Annotated in this window: 17 protein-coding genes and 1 pseudogene; 10 read left to right on the top strand and 8 right to left on the bottom strand. The window is 72.2% G+C overall.

The window, feature by feature from the left end; genetic code table 11:
• Positions 1-367: helix-turn-helix domain-containing protein (locus tag ACFHWU_RS21615; RefSeq protein ID WP_416568907.1), on the bottom strand; the 367-nt coding region annotated here is incomplete at its 3' end.
• Between the two features lie 154 nt (positions 368-521).
• Here ACFHWU_RS21615 and ACFHWU_RS21610 point away from each other — a divergent pair.
• Positions 522-1124 carry a general stress protein gene (locus tag ACFHWU_RS21610; RefSeq protein WP_416591420.1) on the top strand — a complete coding sequence of 201 codons (603 nt, stop codon included), beginning with the start codon at positions 522-524 and terminating at the stop codon, positions 1122-1124.
• Positions 1125-1433: 309 nt separating this feature from the next.
• On the opposite strand, the gene ACFHWU_RS21605 is transcribed toward ACFHWU_RS21610, so the two are convergent.
• Entirely contained in the window at positions 1434-1751 is a 318-nt protein-coding gene (locus ACFHWU_RS21605) for a pirin-like C-terminal cupin domain-containing protein (protein ID WP_416556689.1), read from the bottom strand.
• Positions 1752-2568: 817 nt separating this feature from the next.
• On the opposite strand from ACFHWU_RS21605, the gene ACFHWU_RS21600 reads away from it, so the two are divergent.
• A complete protein-coding gene (locus tag ACFHWU_RS21600) occupies positions 2569-3288 on the top strand; it encodes a SigB/SigF/SigG family RNA polymerase sigma factor (protein ID WP_416556744.1) in 720 nt (239 codons plus the stop codon).
• Positions 3289-3411: 123 nt separating this feature from the next.
• Here the strand turns inward: ACFHWU_RS21600 and ACFHWU_RS21595 are convergent, their stop codons facing one another.
• Entirely contained in the window at positions 3412-4155 is a 744-nt protein-coding gene (locus tag ACFHWU_RS21595; protein ID WP_416556690.1) for a PP2C family protein-serine/threonine phosphatase, read from the bottom strand.
• 315 nt (positions 4156-4470) lie between these two features.
• Here ACFHWU_RS21595 and ACFHWU_RS21590 point away from each other — a divergent pair, with 315 nt between their 5' ends.
• Entirely contained in the window at positions 4471-7527 is a 3057-nt protein-coding gene (locus ACFHWU_RS21590; protein WP_416568905.1) for a glycoside hydrolase family 9 protein, read from the top strand.
• On the opposite strand, the gene ACFHWU_RS21585 is transcribed toward ACFHWU_RS21590, so the two are convergent.
• The 4 genes and pseudogenes from ACFHWU_RS21585 to ACFHWU_RS21570 all read right to left on the bottom strand — a co-directional run bounded on the left by ACFHWU_RS21585 (position 7505) and on the right by ACFHWU_RS21570 (position 9924).
• A complete protein-coding gene (locus ACFHWU_RS21585; RefSeq protein WP_416568904.1) occupies positions 7505-7939 on the bottom strand; it encodes a helix-turn-helix domain-containing protein in 435 nt (144 codons plus the stop codon). The two genes, ACFHWU_RS21590 and ACFHWU_RS21585, sit on opposite strands and share 23 nt — an antisense overlap.
• A gap of 27 nt (positions 7940-7966) precedes the next feature.
• The gene (locus ACFHWU_RS21580) at positions 7967-8581 is read right to left on the bottom strand and encodes an ATP-dependent Clp protease proteolytic subunit (protein WP_416556693.1); all 615 of its coding nucleotides are present in this window, start codon (positions 8579-8581) and stop codon (positions 7967-7969) included.
• A 137-nt stretch (positions 8582-8718) separates the two neighbouring features.
• A pseudogene (locus tag ACFHWU_RS21575) lies at positions 8719-9304 on the bottom strand (GTP-binding protein); the annotation flags it as partial.
• Positions 9305-9657: 353 nt separating this feature from the next.
• A complete protein-coding gene (locus ACFHWU_RS21570) occupies positions 9658-9924 on the bottom strand; it encodes a DUF6343 family protein (protein ID WP_416556695.1) in 267 nt (88 codons plus the stop codon).
• Between the two features lie 123 nt (positions 9925-10047).
• On the opposite strand from ACFHWU_RS21570, the gene ACFHWU_RS21565 reads away from it, so the two are divergent.
• The 6 genes from ACFHWU_RS21565 (at position 10048) to ACFHWU_RS21540 (ending at position 16387) form a co-directional block, all read left to right on the top strand.
• Positions 10048-11076 carry a 3-oxoacyl-ACP synthase III family protein gene (locus ACFHWU_RS21565; protein WP_416591419.1) on the top strand — a complete coding sequence of 343 codons (1029 nt, stop codon included), beginning with the start codon at positions 10048-10050 and terminating at the stop codon, positions 11074-11076.
• Positions 11073-11861 (top strand): glycosyltransferase, encoded by a 789-nt coding sequence (locus ACFHWU_RS21560; protein ID WP_416568903.1) that lies wholly within the window; start codon positions 11073-11075, stop codon positions 11859-11861. Before ACFHWU_RS21565 ends, ACFHWU_RS21560 begins: the two co-directional genes overlap by 4 nt.
• 81 nt (positions 11862-11942) lie before the next feature.
• Entirely contained in the window at positions 11943-13397 is a 1455-nt protein-coding gene (locus ACFHWU_RS21555; RefSeq protein WP_416591417.1) for a class I adenylate-forming enzyme family protein, read from the top strand.
• Positions 13390-14526: a cytochrome P450 gene (locus tag ACFHWU_RS21550; protein ID WP_416591416.1), complete on the top strand. Its 1137-nt coding sequence runs from the start codon at positions 13390-13392 to the stop codon at positions 14524-14526. Before ACFHWU_RS21555 ends, ACFHWU_RS21550 begins: the two co-directional genes overlap by 8 nt.
• Entirely contained in the window at positions 14523-15491 is a 969-nt protein-coding gene (locus ACFHWU_RS21545) for an NAD-dependent epimerase/dehydratase family protein (protein WP_416556700.1), read from the top strand. Before ACFHWU_RS21550 ends, ACFHWU_RS21545 begins: the two co-directional genes overlap by 4 nt.
• A 38-nt stretch (positions 15492-15529) precedes the next feature.
• Positions 15530-16387, top strand: coding sequence for a GDSL-type esterase/lipase family protein (locus ACFHWU_RS21540; RefSeq protein ID WP_416556701.1), 858 nt, complete (start codon positions 15530-15532; stop codon positions 16385-16387).
• 88 nt (positions 16388-16475) lie between these two features.
• Here ACFHWU_RS21540 and ACFHWU_RS21535 read toward each other — a convergent pair whose 3' ends face one another.
• Positions 16476-17438 carry a hypothetical protein gene (locus ACFHWU_RS21535; protein WP_416568901.1) on the bottom strand — a complete coding sequence of 321 codons (963 nt, stop codon included), beginning with the start codon at positions 17436-17438 and terminating at the stop codon, positions 16476-16478.
• A 385-nt stretch (positions 17439-17823) separates the two neighbouring features.
• On the opposite strand from ACFHWU_RS21535, the gene ACFHWU_RS21530 reads away from it, so the two are divergent.
• Complete coding sequence (locus ACFHWU_RS21530) at positions 17824-18741, top strand: proteasome assembly chaperone family protein (RefSeq protein ID WP_416556703.1); 918 nt, start codon at positions 17824-17826, stop codon at positions 18739-18741.
• Positions 18742-18798 lie beyond the last annotated feature (57 nt).

Here is an 18798-nt window from a genome sequence, read left to right as displayed (position 1 = left end):
ACCAGCGGCCCGCCGCGTCCTGCGACACGGTCACCGTCGACGGCGCCGCGCCCTGCGGCAAATACCGGGCCCGTCTCGCCCAGAAGTTGGTGAACGCGGTCCGCAGGTGCCGCAGCGCCTGCTGCAGAGGGACGCAGGAGACGTCGTTGAGGAACGCCAGGTCGTCGGTCTTCTTCCACCCGGTCAGCATCGCCGACGTGGCGTTGTAGGTGATCCGTTCCCGGCGTTGCGTCCACGCCTCGGTGCGGGCGGCCAGCGCCATGTTGTAGACCAGCCGGACACAACCGAACGTCCGGGCGAGCTCGGCCGTCTGCTCCGGGGTGGGGTGGAAGCGGTACCTGAACGCCCGCTTCACGGTCCTGGACACAGTCGACAATCTAGCGATTCGGTCCTCAGCCGTGGGGTTGGTGTGCGGTGGACGCCGATCCACCTCGGCGGCGGATCGACTTTCCCTGTCCCGCTCCGCGGGGGTTCCGTTTCCTCCCCGGTCTGAAGGCCGGAGTATCCACGGAAGGACTCTGATGACCAGATCCACGACGCGTACGGATAATCCGTCGCCGGGCATGTTCGGCGACACCGCCAACTTCCCAGCCAGCAACCTGCCGGCCGGACCAGCCGGACCAGCCACCGCGCCCGGCGCCGCGCCGCAGGACGGCAGTCCCGCGCGGACCAGCGTAACCGTCGCCAGCTATCCGGACTACGCCTCCGCGCAGCGCGCCGTCGACCGGCTGTCGGACAACCGGTTCCCGGTGGAACGCACCGCCATCGTCGGCACCAATCTCCGGCTGGTGGAGGAGGTCACCGGCCGACTCACCACCGGCCGGGCGGCGTTGGCCGGCGCGGGAACCGGTGCCTGGTTCGGGCTGTTCATCGGCCTGCTGATCGGCATTTTCGCGGTGGTGAACTGGCTGGGCATCATCGTCACCGCCGTGGTGATCGGTGCGGTCTGGGGTGCCGTGTTCGGTGCGGTAGCGCACGCCATGACCGGTGGCCGGCGGGACTTCTCCTCCCGCAGCCTGCTACAGGCCAGCCAGTACGGTGTGACGGTCGACGCCGAATACGCCGACCGGGCCCACCAGGTGCTACGGGAGTCGAGCCAGCCGGCCGGACACCAATCCCGTTGACGAGGACGGCCCCAGCAGGGAGATCACGAGCGGCGGGGCGGGACAGCATCCTGGGTGCTGTCCCGCCCCGCCGCGCTGCGGCGCCCATTACCTGCCCCGCGCCTCCGGCACCCATCACTTTGTTCTTCCCGGGACGGTGTTTGGGTGGGGCGGACCGGGTACCCGGTTGCTGCGGCGACACCCGTAGGTGGCACGGCTCCGGGATTCACGGACGAGACCTGCTGCCTACCGTCATTGTCAAGATGCCAGGGCAGCAGGCTGAGGAGGCACGATGAGCACCGAAATCGTCACCCCGGATCCCCAGCGACCCTACTCCGACCAGACCATCCAGAGTGAACAAGGACTGCTCCTCGCGGTCCTGGTGATGGTGGTGCTGGGGGTGCTCGGGGTGTTCCTGGTCTCCTGACCCGCCGTGCCCGCCGGCAGCACGTCGGCGAGGCTCAACGCGGCGAGCAGCTCCGCCCGGATGTTCGTCACGAACGGCCCGTACCGGGCGATGAGTTCCCGAATCGGCCGACCGCCGATGACGTACACGTCGAGCTGCGGTGCGCGGCTGTCCTGCCGGGCGTCGGCTGCGATCCGCAGCGTGTCGCCCGGCCCGTGGACAGCCAGTTGGCCGGTGCGCACGGGCCGCAGCTGCGGCCGACGGACCCCCGGCCGCCCAGGACGTACGCAAGAGCGTCGAAGTCGGCCCGCCAGGGCAGGTCCACCTGCGCCCCGGCTGTACCGTCAAGTGGCTGATGGTGATCGGGGTGTGGGCGGAGCCGGGGCCGTCGAGCCCGGCGACCGAGCCGGAGATCACCCGGATCAGTGCTCCGCCGTCCGCAGTGGCGCGCAGGGCGACCTGGTCGCCTCGGATGCCCTGGTAGCGGGGCGATGCGAACTTCTTCGGCCTGGGCAGGTCGACCCACAGCTGGAGGCCGTGCGCGTACTCCACCTCACCCATCTGGTCCAGATGCAGGAACGGGTTGAGCTCGGCCATCGGCACACCAGCGAATGCCCGACGCACGGCGGTCGCCCCGGGCGACCTACCGGTCGACGATCATGAGGCGCTGGTGACGCTTCATTGCCCGCGGACGGGGTAACCGACGGCAGGAAACGGTGCTCACGCGCGAAAAGATGTCCGATTTGATCTATCATGGGCGATAAATACATCGTACTTTCGGCTAGCTTTTGATTGACCGACCAGGTTAATGTTGGAGGCCGAAAGACCCTAGCGGACACATCAAGACGCACCACTTTCCATATCCGCGGACGAGGTGCAGGGAGGACCACCATGACCGCGACACTGACCGGACACCGCACGGTGACCGAGCCGACGACAGTAGCCGAACCGAATACAGTGGACCGGCCCAGGACAGTGGACCGGGCGGTGACCACGCCGGCCACACTGGACAAGCGGACGACCGCGCCAGAGGACAGCGCAACCGAGCTGCTGGCCGCGATGGCGGCGCTGCCGACCGGGCACCCATCCCGGGAGGCACTGCGCGACCGGGCCATCGAGGCGTGGCTCCCGCTGGCCCAGCACCTCGCCCAGCGTTACAGCGGCCGGGGTGAGCCGACCGACGACCTCGCGCAGACCGCGGCCGTCGGCCTGATCAAGGCCATCGACAAGTTCGACCCCACGCGCGGCGTCGACTTCGCCGGCTACGCGATCCCGACGATCATCGGTGAGCTGAAGCGGCACTTCCGGGACCGGACCTGGGACATCCGGGTACCCCGCCGGCTGCAGGAGCTACGGCTGAGCATCTCGGAGGCGAACAGCACCCTGCTGCAGACGCTGGGCCGGTCGCCGACGGTCGCCGACATCGCCGCACACCTGCGGATCACCGAGGAGGAGGTGCTCGAAGGCCTGGAGGGTGCCCGCGCGTACAACGCGGTGTCGCTGTCCACGCCGACCGGCGACGGCGAGCGCGCCACCGAGTTGGCCGACATGCTCGGCGCCGAGGACCGCGAGTACGAGCTGGCGGAGCTGCGGGTCGCGCTCGGCCCAGCGCTGGCCACCCTCGACGAACGCGAGCAGCGCATCCTCACCCTGCGCTTCTACGGCAACCTGACCCAGTCACAGATCGCCGATCAGATCGGCGTGTCCCAGATGCACGTGTCGCGGTTGCTCGCCAGGGCATTGACCAAGCTCCGCGGACAGTTGCAGTCGACGTACTGATCGGGCCGATCGGTGGATCGGGCCGTTGCCCGGCCGCCGGTCGCGACCCACGCTGCAGGCTTTCCCACCGGCTGTGGCCGGCCCCGACCTCCCGGGCCGGCCGCCGCCGGCGGCTCGGCCCCGTTACCCGGCGATGTCGCCGGTGACCTCGGTGATGTCGCCGATGACCACGGTGATGTTGTCCGGACCACCGGCCCGAATCGCCAGGTCGACCAGCCGTTGCGCGCCCGCCTGCGGGTCCGCGTAGGTGGCCAGGACCTCGGCGATGCTCTCCGCCTGTACCACGTTCGACAGCCCGTCGCTGCACAGCAGCCAACGGTCGCCGGTCTGCGGCTCGAAGACCTGGTAGGCGGGGTTGACGTTCTCCCCCTGCAGCGCCTGGGTGACTACCGCCCGACGCGGATGGCTGGCGGCCTGCTCCGCAGTGATGACGCCCTCGTCAACCAGCATCTGCACGAACGTATCGTCCCGGGTGACCTGCTCCAGCGCGCCGCCCCGCAGCAGGTACGCCCGCGAGTCGCCGATGTGGGCCAGGGCGATCGCCGCGCCGGACCTGGCGAAGAGCAGGGCGGTCAGCGTCGTTCCCATCCCCTCCCGCGCCGGATCCTCGGCTATCGCCTGACGAATCCCGGCGCTGGCGGTCTCGACCGCCGCCTGCAGCCTCGGTACCAGTTCATCGTCCGCGACGGCCGCATCGAGCGGTGCGATCGCCTCGACCGCGATCTTGCTCGCCAGATCCCCGGCGGCCATCCCACCCATGCCGTCGGCGACGGCGACGAGCCAGTCGCCAGCGTGCACGGAGTCCTGGTTCCCGCTCCGGATCAGGCCGCGGTCGGTCACCGCCGCGGAACGCAGCTTCAGGGTCATGGCTGGCAGCCTGCCAGGAACAGGGCAGAAATGTCTCTAGTAGATCAGCATGCAGATGCTAAAGATTATGGAGAATTGCGGCAAGATAACGGACATAAGCCGTGAAGCGCCACAAAGCAGACGTCGGGCGCCGGTCGCACGGCCCGCCGCGCATGACGTGATTGACACTCCGGTAACGCCCTGGCAACATCGTCTTAGATCAATGGGAGCGCTCCCAACCCTGCCCTCCGGCGCGGCCCGGGGAGGACCGACGTCAGGTCCGGTCCTCGGACCCCCCCGACCCGGGCAGTCCGACCCACGCGCGGAAGGAACCCCGTGACCCGATCCAGACGACGCCGGACGGTCGCGCTACTCGCCGGCACCAGTGCCAGCGTCCTGGCGTTGACCACCCTGACCGTGACGACGGCATACGCCGAGGAACGCGAACATATCGTCAACGGCACCTTCGACGACGGAACAGCCCCCTGGTGGGGCACCGAGAACGTCGCCCTGGCCGCCACTGACGGCCAACTGTGCGCCAGCGTGCCCGGCGGCACCACCAACCCGTGGGACGCCAGCATCGGACACAACGGCATCGAACTCATCGACGGTGCCGCGTACCGCCTGGCCTTCACAGCCGCCAGCGACGTCCCCGCGACCGTACGGGCGAACGTCCAGCTCAACGCGGAGCCCTACACCACCGTACTCAGCCGCGAGCTGGACCTCGGGCCGGACGGCGAGACAGTCACCTACGAGTTCACCGCGAACCTCGACTCACCCGACGGCACCCTCACCTTCCAACTCGGCGGCGGTGCCGCCGACTACATCCTGTGCCTGGACGACGTGTCGCTGGTCAGCGACGACAGCGCCGGTCCTCCGCCCGGGGGGCCGGAGCAGATCACCAACGGCGACTTCAGCAACGGCACCGACGGCTGGATCAGCTACGGCACCAGCAGCACCGGGGTGGTCGACGGACAGCTCTGCGCCACCGTCCCGACCGGGCTGGCCAATCCGTGGGACGCCGGCATCCTGCAAGAGAGCCTGCCGCTGATCGCCGGCGAGGAGTACACCATCGGCTTCACCGCGTCCGCCGAACCGGCCGCCGCCGTACGGGCGGTTGTCCAGCTCGGCGCCGACCCGTACACCGGCTACTTCGGCCGCGACCTGGCACTGACCGCCGAACCGTCGCGGGTCGAGGCGACCTTCGTCGCCAGCGAGGACACCGAACGGGCCCAGCTCGCCTTCCAGGTCGGTGGCAACGCCGACGAGTACACCTTCTGCCTGGACGACGTCTCGCTGCGCGGCGGCGAGGAGGAGCCGCCGTACGTGCCGGACACCGGCCCGCGGGTGCGGGTCAACCAGGTCGGTTACCTGCCCGGCGGGCCCAAGAACGCCACCGTCGTCACCGACGCCACCGAGCCGCTCGACTGGCAGCTGCACGACGCCGACGGGGCCGTCGTCGCCAGCGGCACCAGCACCGTACGCGGGTTGGACAGTGCCTCCGGCGAGCAGACGCACACCATCGACTTCTCCGCGTACCGGGGCACCGGCACCGGGTTCACCCTGGTCACCGACGGCGAGACCAGCTACCCGTTCGCCATCTCCGGCGACATCTACCAGCAACTGCGCTCCGACGCGCTGCAGTTCTTCTACATCCAGCGCAGCGGCATCGCGATCGACGGCGACCTGGTCGGCGAGGAGTACGCCCGCCCGGCCGGCCACGTCGGCGTCGCCCCCAACCAGGGCGACATCGACGTGCCGTGCCAGCCCGGTGTCTGCGACTACCGGCTCGACGTGCGCGGCGGCTGGTACGACGCCGGCGACCACGGCAAGTACGTGGTCAACGGTGGCATCGCCACCTACCAGCTGCTCAGCGCGTTCGAGCGGACCAAGACCGCGCCCAGCGCCGACGGCGGGGCCGGACTCGGCGACGGCACCTTGCGGGTGCCCGAGCGGGACAACGGCGTGCCGGACATCCTCGACGAGGCCCGCTGGGAGCTGGAGTTCCTGATGCGGATGCAGGTGCCGACCGGTAAACCGCTCGCTGGGATGGCCCACCACAAGATCCACGACCGGAACTGGACCGGCCTGCCGCTGCAGCCGGAGGACGACCCGGAGCTGCGGGAGCTGCATCCACCATCGACCGCGGCCACGCTGAACCTGGCGGCTGTCACCGCTCAGTGCGCCCGACTGTACGCCCCGTACGACACCGCGTTCGCTGACCAGTGTCAGACGGCGGCGACGACGGCGTACGCGGCGGCCGAGGCCAACCCGGACCGGCTCGCCGATCCGGCCGACGGCAACGGCGGCGGCGCATACAGCGACGGTGACGTCAGCGACGAGTTCTACTGGGCGGCGGCCGAGATGTACCTGACCACCGGCGAGCAGAGCTACCTCGACGACGTCACCGCCTCGCCGCACCACACCCGGGACGTCTTCGACGCGACCGGCTTCGGCTGGGGCTCCACCGCCGCGCTCGGCCGGCTCGACCTGGCCACCGTGCCGAACGGGCTCGCCCCGCAGGAACGGGACCGGATCCGCGCCTCGGTGGTGGCCGCGGCTGACTCCTACCTCGCCACCTTGGACGGTCAGGCGTACGGGTTGCCGATGCCGGGCAACCGGGGCGCCTACTTCTGGGGTGCCAACAGCAACATCATCAACAACGCGGTGGTGCTCGCCACGGCGTACGACATGACCGGGGACAGCGGGTACCGCGACGGTGCCGTGCAAGCGATGGACTACATTTTCGGCCGCAACGCGCTGAACCACTCCTACGTCACCGGCTGGGGTTCGGTGTACCCGCGCAACCAGCACAGCCGCATCTTCGGCAACCAACTCGACCCGGACCTGCCGACTCCACCGGCCGGATCGATCGCCGGCGGCGCCAACGCCAGCCTGGACGACCCGTTCGCCCGGGACCTGCTGGAAGGCTGCGCCCCGATGTTCTGCTACGTCGACGACATCGAGTCGTACGCGACCAACGAAGTGGCGATCAACTGGAACTCGGCGTTGAGCTGGATCGCCTCCTTCCTGGCCGACCAGGGTGACGCGGTGCCCGCACCGGCGCCGTTGAGCTGCCGGGCCGAGTACGTCAACTACGGTGAGTGGGCCGGCGGCGGAGGCTTCACCGCCCAGGTCGACATCACCAACACCGGGGACGCCACGGTCGACGGCTGGACGGTCCGCTTCGCGTTCACCGGTGACCAGCGGCTCCGGGAGGCGTGGATGGCTGAGGTCAGCCAGACCGGGGCGACGGTGACGGCCCACAACGAGACCTACAACGGCCGGCTGGAGCCCGGCGAGACGGCAATGTTCGGGCTGAACGTCACCACCGCCGGTGGGGCCAACCCGGCACCAGAGTTGATCACCGTCAACGGAGTGGCCTGCTCCTGAACCTGTGCTGGTGGCTGGCCCGCTGCTGCGCCGCGAGCGGCGGGCCGGCCACCAGTCGGCTGGCCCGCCGCTCGCCGGGACGGCCGACGGACGGACCCGCCCGGCCCCGTCGCCTTCGGGTCGCCGACGCAGGGTCGCCCGAGGGCCGGACAAACCGTCGCCAGCGGACGGTAGCCATCGGACGGCTGCGGGTCAGCTCCTGCGTCGCCTGCGCCAACAGCTCCTCCAGCGCGACACCGAGCGCCCGGCAGATCGATGCCAACATCTCCGAGGACGGTTCCTTGCGTCCGCGTTCCAGCTCCGACAGGTACGCCGTGGACAGCCCGGCGGCTCGGGCGACGTCCTGCAGAGTACGGCCCTGGTCCTGCCGGAGCCGACGCAACACCCGCCCGATGACCTGTCGCAGCAGCATCGAAAGTCTCCGTCCAGGCTCGCCCGGTCAGCTGGGGACGCCACCGGTGGACAGCTGTGCCGTGGTGGCGATGACCTGGTCGATGATGCCGTACTCGCGGGCCTGCTCGGCGGTGAACCACCGGTCGCGGTCGGAGTCCCGCTCGATCTCCTCGCGAGTGCGTCCGGTATGGGACGCAATCCGCTCGATCGTCGTCCGCTTGATGTACAGCATGTTCTCGGCCTGGATGGCAATATCGGCGGCGGTGCCGCCCATCCCGCCGGACAGCTGGTGCATCATGATCCGGGTGTGCGGTAGGGCGTACCGCTTGCCGGGCGCACCGGCGCAGAGCAGGAACTGGCCCATCGACCCGGCAAGACCGAGGCCGACGGTCGCCACGTCGTTTCCGATGTAGTGCATCGTGTCGTAGACGGCCATGCCGGCGCTGATCACGCCGCCCGGTGAATTGATGTAGAGGAAGATGTCGCGCTCGCTGTCCTCGGCCGCCAGCAGCAGCATCTGCGCACAGATCGTGTTGGCCGAGGTGTCGTCGACCTGGGTGCCGAGAAAGATCACCCGCTCCTTGAGCAGCTGTTGGAAGACCTGGTCGCCGAACCCGGTGGTCGCGCCGTCCGCAGCCATCGCGGGCCTGGTGTGTCGCATCAGTGACGCCCTCTCGATCACGGTGATGATGGCTACCAGCATCGACCGGCGACGGACCGGACCGCTGCCCCTTCTGCTGACAGGAGATCTGCTGTGAGCAGAAGGCGATCCCGGTCGCCGTCCACTGGGTACGGCTTTAGCGATTTGCCGAACGTCTCCAGCCCGGTCGCCACGGTCGACAGGGTCGGACCGAGCCCGACCACCTCCACCGGGTCGCCGAGCCGCAGGGTGCCCCGGTCGACCGCGTCGAGCAGCTCCACGATGGAGTCTACCCAGCGCGGGTCCCCCTCCAGCGCCCGCAACGCCGACACCCGCACCACCGGCACCTGCTCACCGGGGGACCCGTACTCGGCGACAAGGTCGCGGACCTCGAGCTCGACCAGGTCGAGCAGTTCCGGGAGACGACCAGGATCGCCCCGTCCACCTGCGCCGCCCCCGTGATCATGTTCTTCACGAAGTCGGCGTGGCCGGACATGTCCACGTGGGCGTAGTGCCGGGTCGCGGTCTCGCACTCGACGTGCGAGATGTTGATGGTGATGCCCGCGAGACCTCCTCCGGCGCCCGGTCGATGCCGTCGAAGGACACGAACCGGTTGGCCGTCGGGTCCCGGTCGGCGAGAACCTTGGTGATCGCGGCGGTCAGGGTGGTCTTGCCGTGGTCGACGTGGCCCATGGTGCCGATGTTGAGGTGCGGCTTCGCCCGCACGAACTGACTCTTGGCCATGATGATCTTCCAGGGTGGGGGAACGAGCTGGCGGACGGCGAACGCGGGCGGGTGCCAGACCGCCCGACCGCGTCAGAACCACGCCGCCCGGCGCACCCGTCGACGGGCGGCGCCGGAAGGACCGGTTCACCCACCTCCGTGGTTCTGCCGCAGCGGGAGGAGGGTCAGCCTCGGGTACCAGCCAGCCACGCGCACACGACGGCGGCGCCCGGCAGGTGAAGACCTGCGAGTCGCACAGCGCCGACGGTGCCGAACATGGCGGTCACGCCAGCCGGCAACGTCGGGCGGGGCCACCGAGTTCCGCTCACTCGAACGGCGGGACCCCGGGTCACGCGAGGGGCGCGAGCACCGCGTCACTCGAACAGCGAGTGCCGTACGCCCGGTTGCTCCCGCCGGCGGGCCCGGCGGCGACGCTGGACGACGACCAGGTCGACCACGGCGATCACGGCCAACACCCACAGAACGACCGCGCCGGCGGTCAGGTCGGCCCGCCAGGCGAGCACCCCGAGCACGGTGCAGAAGACCAGTCCGAAGCCGGCCATCGCCAGCCGCAGATTCAGTGCGCTGTAGGCGTGACCGACGGTACCCCGGGCCCCCTTGGGCTGCGACTTCGTGGCCATCCCCGGGCTGTACCCGGCAGACACCGGGCCGTAACCTCGCCACCGACGCGGGCCCGCACCACCAGGTCGGGCTGAGCATCCCTACTCATCCGGACCGGCCCGGTCCGGCAGGAAGCTGAGCGAATGAACGTTCCGTCGCCACCGGAGTGGCCCGTCCCCCGGGTCGGCATCACCGGGGTCGGCGTCAGCCTGCCCGACCGTACCCTCACCACCGCCGACCTACAGGACCGTGTCGCCGCCGCCAGCGACGTCGCGCTGCCGCCCGGCCTGTTCGCCACGATGACCGGGATCGGACAGCGTCGAGTCGCTGCGGACGACGAGTACGCCTCGACGTTCGCGGTGCGGGCCGCCCGGCGGGCGCTCGACGCCGCCGGGCGCACCCCCGACGACGTCGACCTGCTGCTGTTCGCCTCGGCCAGCCGGGACATCGTCGAGCCGGCGACCGCGCACATCGTCCAGGCCGAGCTGGGCGGCTCGGCGCACGCGGTCGACGTCAGCAACGCCTGCAACAGCTTCATCAACGGCATCGACCTGGCCCGTTCGATGATCGTCGCCGGACGGGCGCGGCGGGCGCTGGTCGTCACCGGCGAGACACCGACCCGGGTGATGCGTCCCCGGCTGGACAGCATGGTGCAAGCCCGGTCGTCGTTCGCCGGCTACACGTTCGGCGACGGCGGGGCGGCGGTGCTGGTCGAGTCGGTCCGGCGCGGCGGGATCGTCGACATCGACACCGAGACCCACTCCGGGCACTGGTCGGTCGGTGGCATCCTCGGTGGCGGGTCCCGCCACCCGCGTGGTGACGAGCACACCTACTTCCACGGCGACGGGCACGCGCTGCGGTCGGTCTTCGAACGGATCGGCACCGACATCCTGGACCGGGTGCGGCGGCGCACCGGCTGGGACTGGGTCGACTACGAACGCGTCCTGGTGCACCAGGTCAGCGTGCCGTACCTGGAACGCTTCATCGAGGTCACCGGGGTGCCGAAGGAGAAGCTGGAGGTCACCGTCGACGAGCTGGGCAACCTGGCCAGCGCCACGCTCGGCGTGCAGCTGGCCCGGGTCGACGCCGGGCTGGACAGCGGCGACCGGGTGCTCGCGATCGGCCTCGGTGGCGGGGTCAGCGTGATGACCATGGTCTGGGAGAAGCCGTGACCCGGGCGGTCGAGCAGCCGGCTGCCGCCCGGGCGGCAGCCGGTGCCGGGCCGCTGTGGGTGGTGGTGCCGGCGTACCAGGAACAGGCCCGGATCGGTGCCACGCTGGCCGCGTTGGCTGACCAGACCGACCGGGACTTCACCCTGGTCGTGGTCGACAACGGCTCCACCGACGGCACCGCCGCCGTGGTCGAACGGTTCGCCGCGGCCGCGCCGTTTCCGGTCCTACTGCTGCGGGAGCCGGGCAAGGGCGTCGGCGCCGCGGTCGACACCGGTTTCCGGTACGCCATCGCGCACGGTGCCCGATGGCTGGCCCGTACCGACGCGGACTGTCTACCGCAGCCCGGCTGGGTGGCGGCGGCACGTGCCGGCCTGGCCGGCGGGGCCGGGCTGGTCTGCGGAGCGATCCGGGCCCGGCGCGACGAACACGGCCCACTCGGCCGGGCCGGGTTCCGGGCGCTGGTGCTGCTCGCCGCGACGTTCGGGCGGCTGCGCCCGGCGCACCGGCGCACCGGCGGCTACCTGGCGCCGTACCGGATGCACGCCGGCAACAACATGGCGGTCACCGCCGAGCTGTACCAGGCCTGCGGCGGCATGCCGCGCCGGCCGTCGCCGACCGACCGGGCCTTCCTAAACCGGGTACGCCGCACCACGTCGGCGATCGTCCACCGCCGGGACATGGTGGTGGAGAACTCGACCCGGCGGCTGCGGGCGTACGGCCTGCGCCGCACCGCCGCCTGGTACCTGGACCGGGGTGCCGGCCCGTTGGCTGAGGACCCGCGGTGACGCCGCCGACCGGGAAGGACCGCCACCGTTGCCGGACCCGCCACCGGATGAAGGGCCACGACTGATGAAGGGCCGCCGCTGATGCTGGACCGCCTCGCCACGGTGCTGCGCGCCGACCCGCACCGACCGGCGGTGTTGACCGCCACGGCGCTGACCGGCCGGTCCCGGATCCGCGCCACCACCGGCGACCTGACCGATCTCACCGACCGGTACACCGCCGCGCTCGCCCGGCACGGGCTCACCGCCGGGGACACCCTCGGTCTGGCGGTACGACCGGGGCTGCGGTCGCTGGCGGTGCTGCTGGCCGCGTACCACCTGGGCGTGCGGGTGGCGGTGCTGGACCCGACGGCCGGCCCGGATGTGCTCACCGCCCGGCTCACCGTGGCCGAGCCGGCGTTGGTGCTGGCCGACGCGGCAGCGCAGGCGGTGGCCGGTTGGGCCGGCCCGCTCGCCCGCCGCGCGCACCTGGCGTTGCCGGACCTGACGCGGATCGCCCCGGTCCGTACGGTCGGCCGCCGGTTGCCGGGCTGCGCGCCGACGCTGCCGGCGGGCGTCGGCCCGCTGCCGACGCCGTTCGACGGCGACGGTGACGCGGTGATCGTCTTCACCTCGGGGACGACCAGCCGGCCCCGGGCGGTGGTGCACACCCGGGCAGGGCTGGCCGCCGGTATGCGGGCGGTGACCGGACTGGTCGACCCGCAGCCCGACGCGCCGGTGCTGGGCGGCACGTTCTTTGTGCTGCTGCCGGCGTTGGCGGCCGGCGCGCCGGTGGCGTTGCCGGCCCGGTCGCCGGCGCTGCTGGCCCGGCAGCTGACCCGGCTGCGGCCGCAGGCGACGTACCTGACACCGCCGCAGCTGCGCGCGGTGCTCGACCACTCGCCCCGGCTGACCGGGCAGGTGTTCAGCGGCTCGGCCCCGGTCAGCGCCGCCCTGCTGGGCCGGGTCCGCCGGGCGGGCGCGGACCGGGCGTACGGGGTGTACGCGTTGACCGAACTGTTCCCGGCCGCCGCCGTGGAGGAGGCCGACAAGCGCGGGTACGCCGCCGACGGGGACCTGGTGGGCCGGCCGCTTCCGGGGGTGGCCGCCCGGGTCGACGACACCGGACAGGTGTGGCTGTCCGGTCCGGGGCAGGCGGACCGGTACCTCGGTGAACCGCCGACGGCCGAGGTGGCCACCGGCGACGTCGGCCGGCTCGACGGCGACCGGCTGGTGCTCGCCGGCCGGTGCAAGGACATGGTGCTGCGGGCGGCGGAGAACATCTACCCGGGGCTGTACGAGCCGGCTCTGCACGTACCCGGGGTGGCGCTGGCGGTACTGGTCGGCGTACCCGCCGACGACGGTGACGAACAGCTGGTAGCCGTGGTGCAGCCGGAGGCGGGCACCGACCGGGCCCGGCTGCGGGCCGCGCTGCGGCCGGTGCTGGACCGGATGGGGTCGGCCCGGCCGGACCGGGTGGTGTTCGCCCGGGTCCCGCTGGCCGGGCGGTCCCGAAAGCCGGACCGGCGGGCGGCGACAAGGGTGGCCCGCGATGGGTGAACCGCGCCCGGCTCGGCGGGGCCGCCGCCGGGACCGGCGGGTCTACCTGGGCAGCCATCCGGTGCTGTTCGCTCTGTTGGCGGCGACCCGACGCGCGCCGGTGCGCCGGATCGGCCGCATCGTGCTGGTGCACGACGCGGCGCCGTTCGCCGACGCGCTGCGTCGGGTCCCGGTGGACCGCTCGGCCGAGCGGACCACCGCCGGGGCGGCGCGCCGGGCCACCGGCGGCGACGGGTTCCTGTTCGACCAGGACGGCGCCGGGCACCGACAGACCCGCCGGGGTGCCGCGTCGGTGTTCGGCGCCGACGGGGTCGCCCGGCTGCGGCCGGTCTGGTTGGAGGTACTGCGGCGGCGGCTGGCACCGCTGGGCGACGGGGCCGAGGTGGATGTCGTCGACCTGGTGGTCGAGCTGTCCGGGGCGAGCACCGCCGCGATGCTGGACGTGTCGGTGCCGGCGCACGCGTTGACCGATGCGGCCCGGTCCGCTGCGGCGCTCGCCGCCCGGGGGCATCTGCCCGGGCTGCGCTGGCCGGGCCGGGCCCGCCGGGATCGCGCCGCCACCGCGTCGGCCGCCGCCGAGCTGACCCGGCTGCTCGGCGGGCCGGCGGACGAGGCGGCCCGGGGCGGCATGCTGGCCGTCGCCTCGATCAACACGACGGTGGCGGCGATCCCCCGGGCGGTCGCCTGGTGCGCTGACGACCGGCTGTGGCCGGCGGCGGACCGTGCCGATTCTCGGGCGGCGCTGGTGGCGGAGCTGCTGCGGGTGACCGCGCCGAGCCCGGTGCTGCCCCGGGTGGTGGCCGGTGCCGCCGAACTGGCTGACACCCGGCCGCTGCGGGCCGACACCCGGCCGCTGCGGGCCGGCGACCGGCTGCTGCTGGTCGCCCGGCACGCGGCCCGGGCCGGTGCGCCGCACCCGGATCCGGCCGCGCCGGTGCCGGCGGCGGTCGGGCATCTGGTGTTCGGCACCGGCCCGCACCACTGCCCCGGTGCCCGGCTGGCCCACGCCCAGCTCGACGACGTGCTCGCCGCGCTGGCACCGTACCGGCCGGTGGTGACCGGGGCGCGGGTGGACCGGCGGTCGGCGCTGCCGGGCTGGGCCCGGCTGACGATCCGGGCGACCCGGTGAACACCCGGTTGACCGGGCTGCGGGTCGCGGTGACCGGGGCCAGCGGCTTCTGCGGGTCGGCGGTGGCGCGGGCCGCCGCCACGGCCGGCGCGGCGGTGGTGGCGGTGGGCCGCCGACCCGGCCCGGTGGGCCGGCACGTGCCGTGGGACGCCGCCCGGGAGGTGCCGGAACTGCGGGGCATCGACGCCGTCGTACATCTGGCGGCGGCGGTCGGGGATCCACCGGCCGACGCGGCGGCGCAGGCCGCGTACCACGCGGTGAACGTGGCGGGCACGGCCCGCCTGCTGCGGGCGGCGGCCGACCGGCCGGTGGTCTGGGTGAGCAGCGCCAGCGTCTACCGGCCGGGTCGGCACGGCGTCGCGATCCGGGAGGATCACCCGACCGACGGCCAACGCACCGGGTACGGGCGGACCAAGGCCGCCGGTGAGCGGCTGGCGCTGGCGGCCGGCGCGGTGGTGTTACGGCCCCGGGCGGTCTACGGGGCCGGCGACCCGCACCTGCTGCCCCGGCTGCTGGCCGCGGTCCGGCGGGGTCGGGTGCCGCTGCCCGGTCCGGACGTGGCGATGAGCCTGACGGCGGTGGAGAACCTGGCCGACGCCTGCCTGGCGGCGCTGTGCTGGCCACCTGGACCGTACAACGTGGCGGATGCGACGCCGTACTCACGCGACGCCGTGGTCACCGGGGTGCTGGCGGCGGCCGGGCGGCCGGCGCGGCCGCTGCGGGTGCCGGTACCAGTGGCGCTGGGCGCGGCGGCGCTGGCCGGCGGCGCGGCCCGGCTGGGGGTGCCGGGTACCGGCCGGCTGACGAGGTACGCGGTGGAGCAGTTGGCGTACGGCACGGTGCTGGAGCTGGGTCGGGCGTACGGCCAGGGGTGGGTGCCCCGGCGGTCCCTGCCCGATTTTCTGGCGGAGCTGTCAACCGACCGGGGCCGGTGGGTGTCGCCAGATCCACGCCGACGCATATAGTTACCCTTCCGTCGCTTTGCGTCTCGCTGGAGGTCCGGATGCACCGACGTTGGGTGGCCGGCGCCGCCGCTGTCTGCGCCCTCGTGGCGCTGGCCTGCGAAGCCGGCGAGGACGGCGACGGGCCGGGCACGCCGGCACCGCCGCCACCTGGCACCGACCTGCCGTCGTCGATGGCGGCGCTCGGCGACTCGATCACCGCCGGGTACGGCTCCTGCATCGTACTGACCAGTTGCCGGCGCAACTCGTGGTCCACCGGCGACGGTTTCCGGGTGGAGAGCCTGTACCAGCGGATCGCCGAGATCAATCCCGCTATGGAGGGGCAGGAGCACGACTTCTCGGTGCCGGGGGCCCGGGCGGCGGCGCTGGCCGACCAGGCCGCGTCGGCGGTGGACGTCTCGGCCCAGTACGTGACGGTGCTGATCGGCGCGAACGACGCGTGCCGGGCGACGCCGCAGGACATGACCTCGGCGGCGGCGTTCCGTGACGACGTCGACCGAGCCCTACGGGTGCTGGGCGACGGGCTGCCGCGGGCAAAGGTCCTGGTGTTGAGCATCCCCGACCTGTACCGGCTGTGGGAGATCGGGCACGGCGAGGAGCGGGTGGTGCGGGCCTGGGACCGTGGCGTGTGTCCGTCGCTGCTGGCCGACGCCACAGCGACCGACGAGGCCGCGACACAGCGCCGGGCGGCGGTACGCGACCGGGTCGCGGCGTACAACCGCGAGCTGGCCGGGGCCTGCCGGGCGTACGGCGACCGGTGCCGGTTCGACGACGGAGCGGTACACGACACCCAGTTCACCGTGGACCAACTGAACCGGCTGGACTACTTCCACCCGGACACCGACGGACAGAACCTGCTGGCCGAGGTGGCGTACGCCGCCAGCGGCCTGGCCGGGTGACCAAGGGCCGCTGGCGGCGTACGCGGTCGAAGGGCTTGACCGGTGTTCCGGTCGGTCCGTGGGACGGGCGGAACGGGACAGGCGGTGCTCAGCGGGCCGCGAGCACCGCGGTGACCACGGCGTCGGCAGCGGCCTCGTGCTGGGCGTAGTGCCCCGGGTACGCCGAGACCTGCACCGCCTGGGCGGCGACGGTCAACGGCAGCTGTTCCCAGCCGGCCACCCGTTGCAGGGCGAGATAGAACTGGGTCGCCGAATAGGTCGGGTTCATCAGGTCGGCCACCGCACCCCAGCCGGTGCTGGTGCGCTGCTGGAACAGCCCGACCGAGTCATGGTCCCAGCCGGTGCCCTGGTGCGGGTAGTTCTTGGACTCCGGCAGCACCTCGCTGGCCCGGTTGAGCAGGGTCGACTCCTGCATCGCGGTGGCCACCGCGATCACCATGGCCCGGCGCGGCAACTGCAACGCCAGGCCGGCGTCGACGATGGCCGTGGCGTTGTCCATCTGCACCTGGGACAGCCCGGCGACCGGGGCGACGGTGGTCGAGGTCGGCTCCGGGGCGGGCTCGGCGGTCTCGGTGGGCTCCACCGCGGCGACGTCCGGGTCGGCCGGTGGTTCGGTGGTCTCAGCGGCCTGGACTGCCGCGGCAGCCGCCGGTTCCCCGTCGCCGGGCTCGGGTCGCTGGGCCCGGGAGGCACCGTCGGCCGCGGCGGCCCGGCGCTGCAGGTCGGCCTCGGCGGCGGCCGGAGCCGGCCCGGTCGCCTCCGGCGCCGCAGCGGTCGATTCGACCGCCGCGACCACGCCGAGGGCGCAGACGACGGCGGCGGCCAGCGCCGTCCGGGCACCGGGACGGTTACGCAGGGTGGCTCCGAACGATTGGGAGGTTGGCCGGACGGAGTGTGGATACGACAGGGCGGGCAGCCGGTTGCGAAGGCGCTCCCACCGGGCGATGGCCCGGGTCGCACCGGTCGGCATGGTGTCCGAGGGGACATCAGCCGAACGGTCATCGCGACTCAGGGTGGCGTCCTCGCTCCTTGTGGTGTCGTCATCAGGCATTCGACGAGGCTAGGCAGGCCGAAACCCGATCACCTAGGGTGATTTTGTGATGGGCGCCACAATCTCTCGTCGGGTAATCGGACGACCCCTCAGCAGCATCGGCACGACTGAACACACAGGGCAAACCACCGGTAAACGAAATTTCGCTCTTCACTGTTTACTACAGCATTTATCGCCTGTTAACCGACTACCTCCCGCCACCACCCCACCACTCCCCCGTCCGGCCGGCGGGCATCACCCGTCCCGCCGGATGCGGCATCCCCCGGACAGGCAGGAGCCGATCAGTAATTGTTGACCCGGAAAGCGGAATGCGCCGGCATGGGACTAGCGTTGCCGCAATTGGAGATGCCGTACCCGCCGTACCGTTCTGAGGAGGTTGCGCCCGGTGCTCGACCCACACGAGCTCTACGACGTCGTCGACGAGGTGCCCGAGCTCGGTCAGCCGGTGCTGATCCAGGCGATGACGGGTTTCGTCGACGCCGGCAACGCGACCCGACTCGCCCGTGAGCACCTGCTCGCCTCCCTCGAGCACGAGGTCGTGGCCACCTTCGACATCGACCAGCTGCTCGACTACCGGTCCCGCCGGCCGGTGATGCTCTTCGTCGAGGACCACTGGGAGAACTACGAGGAGCCCCGGCTCGAAGTCCACCTGATGCGTGACGACGCCGGCACGCCGTTCCTGCTGCTCGGTGGCCCCGAGCCTGACCTGCAGTGGGAACGGTTCACCGCTGCGGCGATCGCGGTGAACCGCCAGTTCAACGTCGGCACCACGATCGGGCTGAACGCCATCCCGATGGCGGTGCCGCACACCCGGCCGACCGGGGTCACCGCGCACGCCAGCCGCCGCGAGCTGATCAGCGGCTACGAACCCTGGCTGCAGCGGGTCCAGGTGCCGGGCAGCGCCGGGCACCTGCTGGAGTACCGCCTCGGTCAGCAGGGCCACGACGCGGTGGGCTTCGCCGTGCACGTCCCGCACTACGTGGCCCAGGCCGAGTACCCGGCCGCCGCCGAGCTACTGCTCAACTCCGTCTCGCGGACCACTGGTCTGCTGCTGCCCACCGAGCAGCTGCACAGCGCCGCCGAGGCGGTCCGGGAGGACATCGACCGGCAGGTCGCCCAGACCGAAGAGGCCGGCTCCCTGGTCAGTGCGCTGGAGGAGCAGTACGACAGCTTTACCCGGGGTCGGTCCGGCACCAACCTGCTCGCCGAGTCCAGCGGGCCGCTGCCGACCGCCGACGAGCTGGGCGCGGAGCTGGAGCGCTTCCTCGCCGAGCAGACCCGGCCCGGTGACCTGCCCGGCTGACCGGCTCAGAGGCGGCCCTCCCCCGGGTGACCTGCCCGGTCCGGCGAAACCGGCCGG

Source organism: Micromonospora sp. LOL_015 (assembly GCF_048060275.1).
Lineage (GTDB): Bacteria > Actinomycetota > Actinomycetes > Mycobacteriales > Micromonosporaceae > Micromonospora_E.
This window is presented reverse-complemented; position numbering and strand designations above follow the sequence as displayed.

What these genes read in the sequence shown, in the direction of transcription:
- ACFHWU_RS21565 (WP_416591419.1), top strand. Translation starts at nt 10,048, where the DNA reads ATGAACGTTCCGTCGCCACCGGAGTGGCCCGTCCCCCGGGTCGGCATC.
- ACFHWU_RS21595 (WP_416556690.1), bottom strand. Translation starts at nt 4,155, where the DNA reads ATGACCCTGAAGCTGCGTTCCGCGGCGGTGACCGACCGCGGCCTGATC.
- ACFHWU_RS21550 (WP_416591416.1), top strand. Translation starts at nt 13,390, where the DNA reads ATGGGTGAACCGCGCCCGGCTCGGCGGGGCCGCCGCCGGGACCGGCGG.
- ACFHWU_RS21570 (WP_416556695.1), bottom strand. Translation starts at nt 9,924, where the DNA reads ATGGCCACGAAGTCGCAGCCCAAGGGGGCCCGGGGTACCGTCGGTCAC.
- ACFHWU_RS21540 (WP_416556701.1), top strand. Translation starts at nt 15,530, where the DNA reads ATGCACCGACGTTGGGTGGCCGGCGCCGCCGCTGTCTGCGCCCTCGTG.
- ACFHWU_RS21600 (WP_416556744.1), top strand. Translation starts at nt 2,569, where the DNA reads ATGGCGGCGCTGCCGACCGGGCACCCATCCCGGGAGGCACTGCGCGAC.
- ACFHWU_RS21580 (WP_416556693.1), bottom strand. Translation starts at nt 8,581, where the DNA reads ATGCGACACACCAGGCCCGCGATGGCTGCGGACGGCGCGACCACCGGG.
- ACFHWU_RS21555 (WP_416591417.1), top strand. Translation starts at nt 11,943, where the DNA reads ATGCTGGACCGCCTCGCCACGGTGCTGCGCGCCGACCCGCACCGACCG.
- ACFHWU_RS21585 (WP_416568904.1), bottom strand. Translation starts at nt 7,939, where the DNA reads ATGCTGCTGCGACAGGTCATCGGGCGGGTGTTGCGTCGGCTCCGGCAG.
- ACFHWU_RS21610 (WP_416591420.1), top strand. Translation starts at nt 522, where the DNA reads ATGACCAGATCCACGACGCGTACGGATAATCCGTCGCCGGGCATGTTC.
- ACFHWU_RS21535 (WP_416568901.1), bottom strand. Translation starts at nt 17,438, where the DNA reads ATGCCTGATGACGACACCACAAGGAGCGAGGACGCCACCCTGAGTCGC.